Genomic DNA, 15,007 nt, shown 5'->3' with positions numbered 1-15,007 from the left:
TTGATGGCGGAGACCCGCGCGCCGGCGCAAATTCAGACACGCTCCAAGTATCACGCCGCCGATATCCTGCTCCGACTCCTGAAAAGCCGGCGCCGTCCTGCGTCCGCTCAAGCCGAAGCGGCAACGCTCTCCGGAAGCGCGTTGGCGCCGGCGAAGCAGCGGGAGGTCCGGTTCGCGGATTTCGAAAGCGTCGCGAGGCTGAAGGAACGCGGGGGCCTTGCGAAAGACAGCCCGGAGAACTGGGATCGGCTCTGGCGACAAAATCCCGCGATGTCCGCCGCCAAATCGCGGCCCAGCATGGGGTGGGTCTTGGAGACCGAGCATGGGATTGTCGGGTACCAGGGAAATATTCCCGTGCTCTACCAGCTCGAAGGCCGAACGATATTCGCCGCGACAGCCGCTGGCTTGGTGATCGAACCGGCGTACCGCACGCGCTGCATCGGCCTGCTGGCTTCGTTCTTTCGGCAGCGAGATGTCGATCTCCTTGTCATCACGCACTCGACAGCATCGGTGGTCAATCAATCAAAAGCCCTTCATGCGAGGTCGTTGCCTGACCCCGACTACGACAAGATCCTGTTCTGGATCCTGGATGTCCATCAGTTCGCGCGGGTGCTCGCAGCGAAGTTCGACGTCGGGAGCGGAATGGAATCTGTCGGAGCTTTCCTAGCCTCGTCGGCCATGCGTTTGGATTCGCTCCGCCGCGGACCACGGGGCCGTCTGACCGGCAAAGTAACGGAAATCGATGTGAAGGACATCGGGGACGAATTCGAAGCGCTGTGGCGACGCAAATTGGGCGAGGCCCCTCGGTTGCTGGCCGACCGAAGTCCCGCCTCCCTCAGGTGGCACTTCACGCTCCCTGGGAGCTCTTCGACGGTTGCCGTGCTCTGCTGCCATCGATTCCAGCGCTTGGCGGGGTATGCTGTCGTGCTGCATGCGGTCGACCGCGAGACAGGTTTGCGACGGTCGATGCTCGCCGACATCCTGGTGGAGCAGGATGACTCAGACGTGACCGAGGCGCTGCTCGAAGCGGCCTATGCGAACGCGGTCGCTTCGGGCGATCATCTCTTCGAGCTGGTCGGCGTGCCCGGACATATCCGACAGGTCCTGATGAGATGGAATCCCTACGTCAGGACTTACCCGACCGATCCGCTCGTCTACAAGACGACGGACGAAGGCCTGGCTCGCGCCCTCGAAGACGAGAGCGCCTGGTACGCCGGCCCGTTCGACGGCGACGCAACGCTGCTGCCGTGACGGCTCCGCTCAGCCGGCGCGCCGAATCGAGGCGGGCTCGGTCTCGTCGCCGTCAAAGCGCCGCCAGCACAGCCTTCGCGACGTCGGCGGTGCCGTTGCTGCCGCCAAACTCGAACGGCTTGATGCCGCCGGCATAGACCTTGTCGACGGCGCGCTCGATGCTTTCGGCAGCTTCAGCGGCGCTCTCCAGACCGTGCTTGTCGGCGAGCCAGTCCAGCATCATCGCAGCCGACAGGATCATCGCAGTCGGGTTGGCCTTGCCCTGCCCCATGATGTCGGGCGCCGTGCCATGACACGGCTGAAACACCGCGTAGCGGTCGCCGATGTCGGCCGACGGCGCCATGCCCATGCCGCCGATCAGGCCGGCGGTGAGGTCGGACAGGATGTCGCCGAACATGTTCTCGGTCACCATGACGTCGAAGTCCCAGGGGCGCTTCACCAGCGCAGCCGCAGCCGCGTCGATGTAGAGGTGATCGGCCCTGACGTCGGCATGACGCTTCGCGGTCTCGTCGAAGATGCTCCGGAAGAATGCAAACGCCTTGAACACGTTCGCCTTGTCGACACAGGTCAGCCCGCCACCGACGCGGCCGCGCGCCTTGCGGCGTTCGGCAAGCCGGAACGAGAACTCGAACAGCCGCTCCGAGGTCCGGCGCGTGATCACCATGGTCTCGCGCGCCTCGCTGTCGGTGACGACGCCCTTGCCCATCGAGGCGAACAGGCCCTCGGTTGATTCCCTGATCACGACGAGGTCGATGCCTTTCTGATCGGCGCCAACGATCGTGCTCGGCACGCCCGGGATCAATCGCGCGGGCCGCACGCCGGCATAGAGATCGAAGATCATCCGCAACTCGATCTGCGGCGCGATCTCGGTGTTGTCGGGGTAGCGCACCGACGGCAGGCCGCAGGCGCCGAGCAGGATCGCGTCGGCCTCCTCGCACAGCCGCACCGTGCTCTCCGGCATCGACTTGCCGGTCTCCTTGTAGTGGCCAGCGCCGGCCGGTGCCTCGGTGAAGCGGAATTTGAGGCCGGACGACGCCTCGATCTTGCGCAGCACTTCGAGCGCCGGCGCCATCACCTCGGGACCGATGCCATCGCCACCGAGAACTGCGATGTGAAGTGCGTCGTTGGCGGACATGGGGATCTCCGGAGTCGACAGGAAGCATTGTGCCCGTCATTGCGAGCGAAGCGAACCAATCCATGCCGCCGCTTGCGGAGATATGGATTGCTTCGTCGCTTCGCTCCTCGCAATGACGGATGGGCCGGGCCGCGTTACGGCGTCAGCACCGCGCGGCCGACGAGCTGGCCCTTCTGCAGATTGGTCAGCGCCTCGTTCGCCTTTGCCAGCGGCATCGGCGTGACCGGGATCGCCGGAATCTTCTTGGTCCGCACGAGGTCGAGCAGTTCCTCCGTCTCGCGCAGATTGCCGACATAGCTGCCCTGGATGGTGACCGCCTTGATCGGGATCAGCGGCAGCGCCCAGGTCGCGCCGCCGCCGAACAGGCCGACGATCACGAGCTTGCCGCCTTTGGTCAGGCAGTCGAAGCCGAGCTGCGAGGTCTGGGCATTGCCGACCAGGTCGATCGCGGCCCGGATCGGCTGCCCCGCCTTCTTGATGAGCTGCTCCAACGCGTCGGGCGCCTTGCCGTCGACGGTGGCGAGAGCACCGGCCGCCTCGGCCGCCTCGCGCTTCCTCGCATCGATATCGACCACGATCGCGCCCTTGCCGCCCATCGCCTTCAACAGCGAGAGCGCCATCAGGCCGAGACCGCCGGCGCCGAAGATCACGATCGGCGTGTCGAGATCCTTCTCGACCTTCTTCAGCGCGCTGTAGGTCGTGACGCCGGAGCAGGCGTAAGGCGCCGCCGTAACCGGATCGAGCCCCTTGAGATTGAGCAGATATTTCGGATGCGGCACCGTCATGTGATCGGCATAGCCGCCGTCGCAGTAGACGCCGAGCGCATTCGGCTTGATCGCGCACATGTTCTCGTCGCCGCCGAGGCAGGTCGGGCATTTGCCGCAGCCGAGCCACGGATAAGCCAGCGTGACGTCCCCGACCTTGAGGCCGCCCTTGTCGGCGTCCTTGACGTCGGGCCCGAAGGCGACGATTTCGCCGACCGTCTCATGGCCCATTGTGCGCGGCAGCGAGACGCCGCGGTCCTTCAGCGACAGCGGTTTGCGGCCATGGCCGAGATCATAGCCGCCCTCCCAGATGTGCAGGTCGCTGTGGCAGACGCCGGCGGCCTTGACCTTGATCAGCACCTGCGTACCCGACGGCTGCGGCGTCGGTTGATCGACCTCTTTCAAGGGGGCATTGAAATCGACGACCTGGAAACTCTTCATCGCTGTTCTCCCGAAGCTTTGTTCTTGCGGCGGACCTTGCCACGCCTGCCCGCCCGGGACAAACGCTCAAGCCCCCATTTTCGAGCAAGCCGCCATGCAGCGCGCTCGAAGGCCAACGCGCCACCATTCAGAGGCGTGACTAGTCAGATCAACGGATGATGGCAAGCCGCGAACTGGCCGGGCGCAACCACGCGCAGTTCCGGCACCTCGCTGGCGCAGCGCGCATCGGCCCGCGGGCAGCGGGTGCGGAAGCGGCAGCCCGACGGCGGCGCGATCGGCGACGGCGGCTCCCCGACCGGCACGCTCGTGGTCGGCCGGACATCCGGATCGGGCACCGGGATAGCTTCGATGAGCAGCGCGGTATAAGGATGCGCCGGCCGCGCAAACAGCTGCTCCGACGGACCGACCTCGCAGAGCCTTCCGAGATACATCACCGCGACGCGATCCGAGACCGCCTTCACCACGGCGAGGTCATGGGCGATGAACAGCAGAGTCAGGCCGTAACGCGCCTTCATCTCCTCCAGCAGATTGAGGATTTGGGCACGGATTGAAACGTCGAGCGCGGACACCGGCTCGTCGCAGATCACGAATTCCGGATTGAGCACCAGCGAGCGGGCGATGCAGATGCGCTGGCACTGTCCGCCGGAGAATTCGTGCGGCAGGCGTCCGCTCACCAGCGCCGGATCGAGGCCGACCGCCGACAGCACCTCGCTGACGCGCCGCCGGCGTTCCTCTGGATCCTTGACACCCGCGATCGCCAGCGGCTCGGCAACGATATCGCCGATCCGCCGCCGTGGATTGAGCGAGGCAATCGGATCCTGGAAGATCAGTTGCACGCGCCGGCGCATCTTGCGCAGCGCCTCGCCCTTCAGGGTGGTGAGATCGTGGCCGTCGAACACCACCTTGCCGGAGACGGCCTGGCGCAATTGCAGCACGGCGCGGCCGAGCGTGGACTTGCCGCAGCCGGATTCGCCGACCAGCCCCAGCGTCTCGCCGCGCGCGATCTCGAGGCTGACATCGGAGACGGCATGGATGGTCTTGCCCCCCACCGAATATTCGACGACGAGGTTTTCCACCTTCATCAGCGGATTGGGTGCGGCCTGCAACATCATGGGCCGACCCTCGCCGCGATCGGATGGAAGCAGGCATAGAGATGCTCCAGCGTCTCGGCCGGACTGAGCCGCGGCTTCTCCGTGCTGCAGCGCCCGGCGGAATAGCGACAGCGCGGCGAGAACGAGCAGCCCTTCAGCGGCCGGGTCGGATCGGGCGGCCGTCCCGAGATCGCCGGCAACGGCGTATGCGGCGGCACGTCGAGCTTCGGCAGAGCGGCGAGCAGCGCCTCGGTGTAGGGCATCCGCATCTGCTTGAACAGTGCAGGCGTCGGCGCGCGCTCGACGACGCGCCCCGCATACATCACCGCGACCTCGTCGGTGCGGCCTGCGACCACGCCGAGGTCATGCGTGATGATGATCATCGCCATATGACGGCGCTGCTGCTCGCGCGCCAGCAGATCCAGGATCTGCGCCTGGATCGTGACGTCGAGCGCGGTGGTCGGCTCGTCGGCGATCAGGAGTTTTGGTTCGCAGGACAGCGCGATCGCGATCGCCACGCGCTGGCGCATGCCGCCGGAGAGCTGATGCGGATATTGCGTCAGCCGCTGCTCGGGCGCCGGAATGCCGACCGCTGCCAAGAGTTCGATGCTGCGCTGCCTGGCCTGGGCAAGATCGAGCTCGAGATGTTCCTGGATGGTCTCGATCAGCTGGGTGCCGATGGTCAGCACCGGATTGAGCGAGGTCATGGGATCCTGGAACACGACCGCGAGCGAGCGGCCGCGCAGCTTGCGCAATTTCTCCGCCGACAGCGTCGTGAGATCCTGCCCGTCGAACATCACGCGGCCGGACAGCTTGGCCTTCTTGGGCAGCAGCTGCAGGACGGCGCGCGACAGCATGGTCTTGCCGCAGCCGGATTCGCCGACAATGCCGAGCGTCTTGCCGGAGCCGACGGCGAGATCGACATGATCGACCGCCCGCAGATTGCCGCGCGGTGTCGGCAGGTCCACCACCGCGTTCTCGACCGAAAGCAGCGTGCCGCTCATAGCGCACCCTGCCTCGGGTCGGTCAGCGCGCGTATCGTGTCGCCGATCAGGTTGAACGAAAGCACCGTCAGGAACATCGCGATCGCCGGAATGAAGGCGAGCTGTGGCGCCACCTCGAGGCTTTCGCGCCCCTCCCCGATCATGCTGCCCCAGCTCGAGATCGGCGGCGGCACGCCGAGGCCGAGGAAGGACAGCGAGCCCTCGACCACGATGGTGACGGCGACGCCGAGCAGGAAGAAGGCGAGCAGCGGCAGCAGCACGTTGGGCAGCAGCTCACGCAGCAGGATGCGCGCATGGGTGGCACCGAGCGCCTGCGCCGCGATGACGAATTCGCGCCGTGCCAGTGTCAGCGTCGCCGCCCGCGCCACCCGCATGAAGGCGGGAATGCCGAGCACGCCGAGGATGCAGGTCAGGTTGAAGATCGACTGGCCGAGATAGGCGGTGACCGCAAGCGCCAGGATCAGCGGCGGGAATGCCAGCAGCACATCCATGCTGCCGACCACGAAGGATCCGAAACGGCCGCGGAAATAGCCGGCGAGGATGCCGAGCGCGCCGCCGATAGTGACGCCGATCATGGGTGCGCAGAGGCCGACGATCAGCGAGATGCGTGCGCCATAGATCAGCCGCGACAGTTCGTCCCGGCCGAGGCCGTCGGTGCCGAGCCAATGCTCGGCCGAGATCGGCGCCCGCCGCTCTAGCATGTCCATGTCGGTCGGGCTCGGCAGCGGCAGCAAGTCGGCGAAGATCGCGACCGCGAACACCAGCACCATCCAGCCGATCGCACACCAGAACAGCATGCCCAGCCGGCGCCTGCGCCGCACCGGCGTCGCTTCGGTCTCGTCGAGGCTGAGCTCAAGCGTGGCCATGGCGGATCCTCGGGTCGAGCACGGCGTAAAGCAAGTCGACGATGAAGTTCATGATCACGAAGCCCGCCGCCACCAGTAGCACCACGCCCTGCAGGATGATGAGGTCGCGGGTATAGATCGCGCCGACCAGAAGGCGCCCGATCCCCGGCAATGCGAAGATCGATTCGACGATCACGGCGCCGCCGATCAGCCGGCCGATATTGATGCCGGTGATGGTGACGAGGGTCAGCGACGACGGCTTCAGCGCGTGCACGAACAGGATGCGCGACGGCTTCAGGCCCTTCGCCTTGGCGAGCGCGATATAGTCCTCCTGAAGCGCTGCGATCATGTCGGAACGCAGCACGCGCATGATGCCCGGCCATTCCGCGAGCCCGAGCGTCAGCGCCGGCAGCACCATGAAGCGCAGGTTGGCGACCGGGTCCTCGGTGAACGGCACGTAGCCCGTCGCCGGCAACATGCGCAGCTCGACCGCAAACAAATAGATCAGGAGGATCGCGGACAGGAACGTCGGCACCGACAGCATGCCGAAGGCCGAGCCGGTCATGAAGCGGTCGAACGCGGAGCCCGCCTTGGCGGCGCAGGCGATCGCCAGCGGCACGCCGATCGCAAGCCCGATCAGCTCGGCGAGGATCATCAGCTCGAACGAGACCGGGACGCGCTCGCTGACCGCCTGCCACACTGTCTGCCCGGTGCGGAACGATCGTCCGAAATCGCCTTGCAGTATGTGCCACAGCCAGCCGAGATAGCGCAGCCAGATCGGCTGATCGAGCCCCAAGTCGTGACGCAGGGCCGCGACATTCTCAGGCGTCGCCTGGTCGCCGAGGATCACGTACGCCAGATCGCCGGGCAACAGCGAGGCGATCACGAAGGTGAGAACCGAAACCGCGATCAGCACCGGTACCAGGTACAGGAGCCTGCGCGCGACGAAGAACAGCATGAAACGCTATTCCTTCCAGGCGTAGGAGACGTCGAGCACCCCGTTGAACATTTTCGGCACGCCCTTCACCTTCACGCTCGAGATCGCGTAGTAGGTGTTCTGGAAGGTCCAGAACCAGATCGCCTCCTTGTTGATCAGGCGGCTGATCGCGCAATAGTCCTCGGTACGCTGGGCGACGTCGGCGGTGGTTCGCGCATGCTCAAGCAGCCGGTCGAGCTCCGGATTGGAGTAGTTCGCCAGCGCGACCGGGCTGCCGGTGTGGAAATTGGCATACATCTGCGGATCGGGATCGGCGAGATCGACGATGCGCCACGGCGTGAGCTGGAACTGGCGCATGAAGGCGCGCGGCGGAATGGTCGCCTGATCGACCTGCTCGATCTCCATATTTGCGCCGATGCGCTTCCAGAATTGCTGCAACACCTGACCGCCGGTGCGGCCGCGCGGCGTCGCCGTGACCAGCATCTTGAACTCGACCGGCTTGCCGTAGTCCTTGAGCAGCGCCTTGGCCTTTTCGACATCGAAGGGCAACGCGCCGTCATCCTTGCACTTCACCCAGGACCCGTCGCCGTAGGGATTGCTGGCCGGCCGCGCCAGTCCGTTGGTGATCGCTTGCGACATCTTGTTGCGGTCGAGCGCCATCACCAGCGCCTGGCGCACGCGCACGTCGTCGAACGGCGGGACCTTGGTGTTGAAGGCAGCGACTGCAGCCCCCGAGCCTTCATAGGTATGCACGGTTAGACTGGTGTCCTTGCGCGCCTTGATAATGTTGTCGGCGTCGGCCTCGTCGTCCCAGACGATGTCGGCCTCGCCCGATTGCAGCGAGGCGAAGCGCGACTGCGCGTCCGGCAGCGGCTTCAGGATGATGCGGTCGAGGTACGGCTTGCCCTTGTCCCAGTAGTCCGGATTCTTCTCCAGCACCATGCGATCGCCGGCGTTCCAGGATTTCAGGATGTAGGGACCGGTGCCGACCGGGTTGCGATTGTAATCATCGCCCTTGGTCTTCCACGCGGTCGGCGACTGCATCACATTGTTGGAACTCTGGATCGACTGCGTCGCCGGAAAGTTCACCGCAGGGTCGCTGAAATTGTAGCGCACCGTGAGGTCATCAATGACATCCACGCTCTTGATGCTGGTGATGTAGAAGGCGCAGCGGCACTTGTTGGCCGGATCCTTCTGGCGGTCGAAATTCTCCTTCACCGCCTGCGCATTGAACGGCGTGCCGTCGTGGAATTTGACGCCGGGCCGCAGTTTGATGGTCCAGGTCTTGAAGTCCTCAGCATGCTCCCAGGACAGCGCGAGCTTCGGCTTCGGCTCGCCCTTCTCGTCGAGCGTCATCAGCGTGTCGAAGATCGCGGCTGCCGCGGTGTTGGCCGACGTATCGTAAACGCCGACCTTGAGCGGGTCGAAGCCCGCGATGTCCAGCTCCTGGCCGACGGTGAGCGTACCGCCCTGCTTCTGCGCATGCGCCGGTGCAGCGAATGCCGCTGCACCTAATCCCGCCACAAGAAATATGCGCGCAACTGCGTGCGCGCGCCCGGCCAGCTTCATCGATGCTCCCTCCCAGGTGGGCGACGTCCGGTGTTCCGGATCGTCGTACGTTGGGAGGCAGCTTGTCCGGAATCGCCGCGCGCGACAAGACCGTAAAACGGATGAAAAGCCGCAGGCTTAGCTGCGCACGGTTTTTGCCGGTTGCGCTGCGAAGCCTGCGATCTGATCGTCGGAGAGCCCGATCTCCTTCAGATAGGACCGTGTGTGCTCACCAAGCGTCGACATCCGCTTGGCCGCGCCGACTGCAGCACCGGACATCCGGAACGGCAGATTGAGCACCTTGAAGCTGCCGCCGCCGTCCTCGACCTCGGCCAGTGCGCCGCGATGGGCGATTTGCGGATCGGCGAGCGCCTCGCGCACGGTGCGATAGGCCGACGACGGCACGCCACATCCATTGAGCGCGGCAAGACAGGCCTGCGTGCTGATCGCGCGCGACCACGCCCCGACGCCCTCCATCAGGCCGGCCCAATTGTCCCGCCGATCGGAATATTTGGCGAAGCGCGGATCGGACACCCATTCGGGCCGGCCGATCACCTGCATCAGGTTCTGGAACGTCTTCTCGCTGGCGATCGCCACCATCACGTAGCCGTCGGTGGTTTCGATCGGACCGAACATCGGCCGCTGGGTTTGCTTCACCTCGAATTGCGACCATTGCAACTCGTTCAGGGTCAGGCTCAGCATCGATTCCAGCATCGAAACGTCGATATGCTGGCCCTTGCCGCTGGCACCGCGCTGATAGAGCGCCGCCGAGATCGCCCCGAAGGCGTAGACCCCGGTCAACACGTCGGCGTGATAGATGCCGCAATAATCCGGCCGGCTGCGGCCCGGTTGGTAGGCGAGATGCGCCATCTCGTAGCCCGAGGCGGCATGGATCACCGGCGCATAGGCCGGCAATTCCGCCGACGGGCCGGTCTGGCCATAGCCGGAGATCGAGCAAAAGATCAGCTTCGGATTGATGTCGCGGATCGACGCATAGTCGAGCTTGAGCCGCCGCATCACGCCGGGGCGGAAATTCTCCACCAGCACGTCAGCGGTCGCGATCAACCGGCGCACGGCTTCGACGCCGGCCGGCGACTTCAGGTCGAGCACGAGGCTGTTCTTGCCGATATTGAGTTGGCCGAACGCCGTCGAGCAATGGTTGCGCACCGGCGGCCGCGTCCGCATCGTCTCGCCTTCGGCGGGCTCGATCTTGATCACCTCCGCGCCCATGTCGGCGAGCATCCGCGTGCAATGAGGTCCGGCGATCGTGGTCGAAAAATCGAGCACGCGAAGGCCGTCAAAGCTCCGTGTCAAATTCCCCTCATCGTCAGCGGCTATTGTCGTTGCCAAGGCTTCCTCCAGCTTCGTCGTTTCCGTTGTTCGGCGCGGCGTGACCCTAAAGTGAGCCGCCCTGACAGGAAAGCGTCTCGTCCAGACCGGGACCGCGGGCCGTCTTGCATTTTACTCAAAGGCAGATTGGACCCGATCTTGCATAAGCCCTGTCACGGGCTGGAACGAGGGCGCTTGTTGAAGGTCTTATTCGTCACGACGGAGATGGACGATTTCGTCCGCGTGGGCGGGCTCGGCGCCGTTTCCGCTGCACTTCCCCGGGCGCTCCGCCCCTGGAGCGACGTCAGGATCATGCTTCCCGGCTACCGGGACGTGGTCGAACAGTTCACTCATATTGAAATCGTTGGACAATGCGCGGCTCTCGCCGAGATGCCGGCCTGCACGCTCGGGCGCGCATCGACCAAAGACGGGCTGCCGGTCTATGTGCTGCTGTGTCCGCAGCTCTACGACCGGCCGGGCAATCCCTATGGCGACGAGTCCGGCCGCGACTGGCCCGACAACGACATCCGCTTCGGGCGCTTTGCTTCCGCCGCTGCCGAACTTGCAGCCGGAACGCTGGACAAGAATTGGGCAGCGGACCTCGTTCACGCCAACGACTGGCAGGCCGCACTCACACCCGCCTACCTCGCGTGGCGAGGCGCGCGGATTCCATCGATCCTGACCATCCACAATCTCGCCTATCAGGGCCTGTTTCCGCGGGACTCGCTGCGGCGGATCGGCGCACCGGAAAGCTCATTCCACATCGACGGGCTGGAGTTCTACGACAAGCTGTCCTTCCTCAAAGGCGGCCTCGTCTACGCCTCGCATCTGACCACGGTCAGCGCGACCTATGCGAGGGAGATCACGACCGCTGAGCTCGGCTGCGGGCTGGAGGGCGTGCTGCGCGTGCGCTCCGACGCCGACCAGCTGACCGGCATCCTCAACGGCATCGACGAGAGCTGGGACCCGCGCCACTGCGCACAGCTCGCCCAGCCGTTCGGCGCCGGCGACTGGAAGGGCAAGCAGGCCAACGCCGACTATGTCCGCCGGCAGTTCGGGCTTGCGGTCTCGCGCGGGCCGATCTTCGGCCTGGTTGCGCGGCTCGTGCATCAGAAGGGCGTCGACCTCGTGCTGTCGGCGGCCGACGAGATTATCAGGGACGGCGGACAAATCGTCGTCACCGGCAGCGGCGAGCCGGCGATCGAGGACGCGCTGGTGGCCGCGCATCGGCGCCGGCCCGACGCGATCGGCGTCATCATCGGCTTCAATGACGCGCAGGCGCGCCGGATCTTCGCCGGCAGCGATTTCACCCTGATGCCGTCGCGCTTCGAGCCCTGCGGCCTCAGCCAGATGTATGCGCAGCGCTTCGGCTCGCTACCGATCGGCCACCAGACCGGCGGGCTTGCGGAGACCATCGCCGACGGCGAGACCGGCTTCCTGTTCTCGCAGCCCTCGGCGGAATCCTTCCTCGGCGGCGTCAGGCGCGCGTTCGACGCCTATCGCGCCAAGGATCGCCTCAACGCCATGCGCGCCAGCGCGATGGCCAAGTCCTACAGCTGGGACCTGTCGGCCGCCTGCTACGGCGCGCTGTACAAAAAACTGATCATGCCGCGGGCAGCAGCGTAAGGCGTCTGCCTCGCAGGCTTGTGAAGTCGCCACTCTGGCATCCCAGCCGCTTTGAGACATTCAGCCTCCGCCGCCGAACCTATTCGTGCGATCATGTCCGCGCCCAAGGCCTTCTGCCTGGACGATAGCGCACAATGAAATTGGCAATGATGGACTTTTTGCAAAACCCAATTGCGATGGAGGAACATCATGGACGTCAACGAGGAGCGTCTTAATTCATTCATGGGAAAGATGATTGGTGATGTCGGCGCGGCGATGAACGCCTCGTTGATGCTGCTGGGCGACAAGCTCGGGCTCTACAAGGCTCTGGCGCAGCAAGGACCGATGAACGCGGCGGCCCTGGCCAAGGCAACAGGAACAGCCGGGCGTTACGTTCAGGAATGGCTCTCCGCGCAGGCCGCTTCCGGTTACGTCGAGTACGACAGCGCGACCGGAAAATTCTCGATGCTGCCCGAGCAGGCGCTCGCGCTCGCCGACGAGGAGAGCCCGGTCTTCCTCGGCGCCGTGGGGAGCCTTGTCGGCGCGACGTTTCTCGACGAGCCGAAAATCACCGACGCCTTCAAGACCGGCAAGGGCGTCGGCTGGAACAAGCGCAGCGAGTGCCTGTTCTGCGGCACCGCCCGCTTCTTCCGCACCAGCTACAAGCACTATCTGGTGCAGGAGTGGCTGCCGGCGCTCGAAGGCGTCGTCGACAAGCTGAAGAAGGGTGCGGTTGTCGCTGACGTCGGCTGCGGCCACGGCGTCTCGACGCGGTTGATGGCGGAGGCGTTTCCGAAATCAACCTTCTACGGCTTCGACTATCATGACGGCTCGATCCAGGCGGCGCGGATGGCCGCGAAGGAGGCGGGTTTGTCGGACCGCGTCCATTTCCAGACGCACTCGGCCAAGGACTTCCCAGCCAACAAGTATGACCTGGTGTGCTTCTTCGATTGCCTGCACGACATGGGAGATCCGGTCGGCGCGCTCAGGCACACCCGCTCCACCCTCGCCGACGACGGCACCTGCCTGCTGATCGAGCCGTTCGCCAACGACCGGCTGGAGGACAACCTCAATCCGATCGGACGGGTCTACTACGCCGCGTCGACGATGATCTGCACGCCGGCGTCGCTGGACCAGGAGGTCGGGCTGGCACTCGGCGCGCAGGCTGGCGAGACCAGGCTGCGCGAGGTGGCGCGCCAGGGTGGCTTCTCACGCTTCCGTCGCGCGGCGGAAACGCCGTTCAACCTGATCCTGGAAGCTCGCCCGTAACGGCGATACGCGATTGGACGGCGGTGTCACACCGCCGTCCGGCGCTCAGAGTGCTCGCTGATCCCGCGGCAGCGCCCTGCTACCAGTCCTGCTGCGACTGCCAGTAGTATTGCCCGCCGCGCCGGCGCGGATTGGCAGCTTGCGGATTGCCATAATACGGGGAACCGTACTGGGTCGGCGCTTGAGGATTGCCGTATTGGGGATAGCCGTATTGGGTGCCAGACTGGGGATTCCAGCTGCGCTGAGAGAAGAAGCCGAAACCGTCCCCGCTCGCAACCATGTCGTCGGTTTCCATCGGCCGGGTCGGCTTGCGTGTGATGAAACCGCCCTGGGGTTGGTTGCTCAGCACGGCAACGAACTCGGTGCGGTAGTTGGTCTCGGCGCTCAGCGGCTCGTCCGAGATGATGATCGATGAGCGCGGCACGGCGGTCGGCGCAATCCTATCCAGCACGTCCTGCGGAATGGTGACGCGGTCGAGCGCGTCCTTGGCGTTGTCACCGTCGTCGATCGTCACCTCGGTCCAGCGCAGGCCGGTGTCGTTGCGCGCCATCGCCGTGAAGATATGCGTGCCGATCGGCTGGTCCGGATCGCGAATCGTGACGGGAACCTCGATGCTAGAATCGAAGACCTCGCCACCGTCCGCCCATGGCTTATGGGTGTTGCGCCGGACGTAAAGCTTCTGCGTCGCGCGGCTGATGTAGACAGAGACCGGCTCGAGCGCGAGCTTCGCTTCGGTCGCCGCCTTCTGGGTGTCGACCTTCTTGGTCTCAGCCGCCTTGGCGGCGTCCTTTGCGGTCGCGGCGGCGTCGAGCTTCGGCTTGGCGTCGCCCTGGGCCGCCTCGAACTGCGTCGTCGCTTCCGCGGCCTTGGCGGCAGCCTTCTGCTTCAGCTCCTCGGCGCGCGCCTTGGCCTGGTCGGTCTTGGCATTGGCCAGCGTCTTGTCGGCGAACGCAAGTTCGGCGTCGGCACGGGTCTTGGCCTTTTCCAGCTTGCGCAATGATGCCGGTGTGAACAGTGCAGCTTCCTTGGTCGCGGCCACGGAAGCCTTCTTTGCCTCGTCGGCCACCTTGGCAGCATCCGCGGCTTCGCGGGACAGCGTCTCGGCACGTGCCGGAGCAGCCGCGATGGCCTGGGCGTTCGGCACGAACAGCGCCGGATGGGTGAAATCCTCCGGCGCCGGGTCGTTCGGCGCGATGATCACCCGCATCCCGATTCGCGTCCTGTCGAACAGCTTCTCGGCGAAGTCATAGGGCATCCGCACGCAGCCGTGCGAGGCCGCATAGCCGGGAAGCGGGCCGCCATGCAGCGCGATGCCGTTCCAGGTGATGCGCTGCATGTTCGGCATCCAGGCATCGTCGTACATGGTCGAGTGATGGTCCTTGTCCTTCTCGACCAGCGCAAAGACACCGGCCGGCGTCTCGCGTCCCTTGACGCCGCTCGACACCGGCGCGCGGTAGATCCAGCCGTCCGCGTCGTAGAAGGTCACCTTCTGGGCCTTGATCGACACGATCGCCATGATCGGCTCGCCCGCGGCGCGCGGCGCGGTCGCCTCGACCGTTGCCGCAGGACGCAGCTGCTTTGCCGCGGCGCCGCCGGTCAATGACGCAAGTGTGACCATCGCCGCGAAAGTCACAAAGGCGGGAGGCCCCCAACGCCGCATCGCTCCGGTGATTTGCGCCGTCGTCGTTCGATTTTTCATGCCATTCCTCGGTCGAAATGCCTGCCCGCGCTGCGTCGATCCCTACCAGATCACGATTTTGGATTGATTAATCCACGGGACTATCGGCT

12 protein-coding genes are annotated in these 15,007 nt (G+C 65.2%); 3 read left to right on the top strand and 9 right to left on the bottom strand.

Translation table 11 applies throughout. From position 1 onward, the window contains the following. Positions 1 to 3: 3 nt before the first annotated feature. Positions 4 to 1,251: a hypothetical protein gene (locus Q0030_RS34515; RefSeq protein ID WP_298377678.1), complete on the top strand. Its 1,248-nt coding sequence runs from the start codon at positions 4 to 6 to the stop codon at positions 1,249 to 1,251. Between the two features lie 52 nt (positions 1,252 to 1,303). Here Q0030_RS34515 and Q0030_RS34510 read toward each other — a convergent pair whose 3' ends face one another. The 8 genes from Q0030_RS34510 to Q0030_RS34475 form a co-directional block, all read right to left on the bottom strand. Then, a complete protein-coding gene (locus Q0030_RS34510; protein WP_298377675.1) occupies positions 1,304 to 2,386 on the bottom strand; it encodes an isocitrate/isopropylmalate dehydrogenase family protein in 1,083 nt (360 codons plus the stop codon). Between the two features lie 134 nt (positions 2,387 to 2,520). Continuing rightward, on the bottom strand, positions 2,521 to 3,591 hold the full coding sequence (locus Q0030_RS34505) for an alcohol dehydrogenase (protein WP_298377672.1): 1,071 nt from the start codon (positions 3,589 to 3,591) through the stop codon (positions 2,521 to 2,523). Between the two features lie 143 nt (positions 3,592 to 3,734). Further along, positions 3,735 to 4,703, bottom strand: a complete 969-nt coding sequence (locus Q0030_RS34500; protein ID WP_298377670.1) for an oligopeptide/dipeptide ABC transporter ATP-binding protein — start codon at positions 4,701 to 4,703, stop codon at positions 3,735 to 3,737. Then, positions 4,700 to 5,686 (bottom strand): ABC transporter ATP-binding protein, encoded by a 987-nt coding sequence (locus Q0030_RS34495; RefSeq protein WP_298377668.1) that lies wholly within the window; start codon positions 5,684 to 5,686, stop codon positions 4,700 to 4,702. The genes Q0030_RS34500 and Q0030_RS34495 overlap by 4 nt, the downstream gene beginning before the upstream one ends. Further along, complete coding sequence (locus Q0030_RS34490; protein ID WP_298377666.1) at positions 5,683 to 6,552, bottom strand: ABC transporter permease; 870 nt, start codon at positions 6,550 to 6,552, stop codon at positions 5,683 to 5,685. The genes Q0030_RS34495 and Q0030_RS34490 overlap by 4 nt, the downstream gene beginning before the upstream one ends. Further along, complete coding sequence (locus tag Q0030_RS34485) at positions 6,539 to 7,489, bottom strand: ABC transporter permease (protein ID WP_097670383.1); 951 nt, start codon at positions 7,487 to 7,489, stop codon at positions 6,539 to 6,541. Before Q0030_RS34485 ends, Q0030_RS34490 begins: the two co-directional genes overlap by 14 nt. 6 nt (positions 7,490 to 7,495) lie before the next feature. Then, entirely contained in the window at positions 7,496 to 9,037 is a 1,542-nt protein-coding gene (locus Q0030_RS34480) for an ABC transporter substrate-binding protein (RefSeq protein ID WP_298377661.1), read from the bottom strand. 117 nt (positions 9,038 to 9,154) lie between these two features. After that, the gene (locus Q0030_RS34475) at positions 9,155 to 10,330 is read right to left on the bottom strand and encodes a CaiB/BaiF CoA-transferase family protein (protein ID WP_298377658.1); all 1,176 of its coding nucleotides are present in this window, start codon (positions 10,328 to 10,330) and stop codon (positions 9,155 to 9,157) included. Positions 10,331 to 10,543: 213 nt separating this feature from the next. On the opposite strand from Q0030_RS34475, the gene glgA reads away from it, so the two are divergent. Then, entirely contained in the window at positions 10,544 to 11,971 is a 1,428-nt protein-coding gene (gene glgA / locus Q0030_RS34470) for a glycogen synthase GlgA (RefSeq protein ID WP_298377655.1), read from the top strand. 189 nt (positions 11,972 to 12,160) lie between these two features. Then, the gene (locus Q0030_RS34465; protein WP_298377652.1) at positions 12,161 to 13,219 is read left to right on the top strand and encodes a class I SAM-dependent methyltransferase; all 1,059 of its coding nucleotides are present in this window, start codon (positions 12,161 to 12,163) and stop codon (positions 13,217 to 13,219) included. A gap of 79 nt (positions 13,220 to 13,298) precedes the next feature. On the opposite strand, the gene Q0030_RS34460 is transcribed toward Q0030_RS34465, so the two are convergent. After that, positions 13,299 to 14,837 (bottom strand): L,D-transpeptidase, encoded by a 1,539-nt coding sequence (locus Q0030_RS34460; RefSeq protein ID WP_298377778.1) that lies wholly within the window; start codon positions 14,835 to 14,837, stop codon positions 13,299 to 13,301. Positions 14,838 to 15,007 lie beyond the last annotated feature (170 nt).

It is taken from the genome of uncultured Bradyrhizobium sp., assembly GCF_947648125.1.
Lineage (GTDB): Bacteria > Pseudomonadota > Alphaproteobacteria > Rhizobiales > Xanthobacteraceae > Bradyrhizobium.
Note: the sequence above shows the minus strand (reverse complement) of the source record. Positions and strands in the feature narration are given on the sequence as shown.

Bases quoted from the DNA above. Each gene is read 5' to 3' on its own strand.
- Q0030_RS34515 (WP_298377678.1), top strand. From the start codon at position 4: ATGGCGGAGACCCGCGCGCCGGCGCAAATTCAGACACGCTCCAAGTAT.
- Q0030_RS34510 (WP_298377675.1), bottom strand. From the start codon at position 2,386: ATGTCCGCCAACGACGCACTTCACATCGCAGTTCTCGGTGGCGATGGC.
- Q0030_RS34505 (WP_298377672.1), bottom strand. From the start codon at position 3,591: ATGAAGAGTTTCCAGGTCGTCGATTTCAATGCCCCCTTGAAAGAGGTC.
- Q0030_RS34500 (WP_298377670.1), bottom strand. From the start codon at position 4,703: ATGATGTTGCAGGCCGCACCCAATCCGCTGATGAAGGTGGAAAACCTC.
- Q0030_RS34495 (WP_298377668.1), bottom strand. From the start codon at position 5,686: ATGAGCGGCACGCTGCTTTCGGTCGAGAACGCGGTGGTGGACCTGCCG.
- Q0030_RS34490 (WP_298377666.1), bottom strand. From the start codon at position 6,552: ATGGCCACGCTTGAGCTCAGCCTCGACGAGACCGAAGCGACGCCGGTG.
- Q0030_RS34485 (WP_097670383.1), bottom strand. From the start codon at position 7,489: ATGCTGTTCTTCGTCGCGCGCAGGCTCCTGTACCTGGTACCGGTGCTG.
- Q0030_RS34480 (WP_298377661.1), bottom strand. From the start codon at position 9,037: ATGAAGCTGGCCGGGCGCGCGCACGCAGTTGCGCGCATATTTCTTGTG.
- Q0030_RS34465 (WP_298377652.1), top strand. From the start codon at position 12,161: ATGGACGTCAACGAGGAGCGTCTTAATTCATTCATGGGAAAGATGATT.
- Q0030_RS34460 (WP_298377778.1), bottom strand. From the start codon at position 14,837: ATGGTCACACTTGCGTCATTGACCGGCGGCGCCGCGGCAAAGCAGCTG.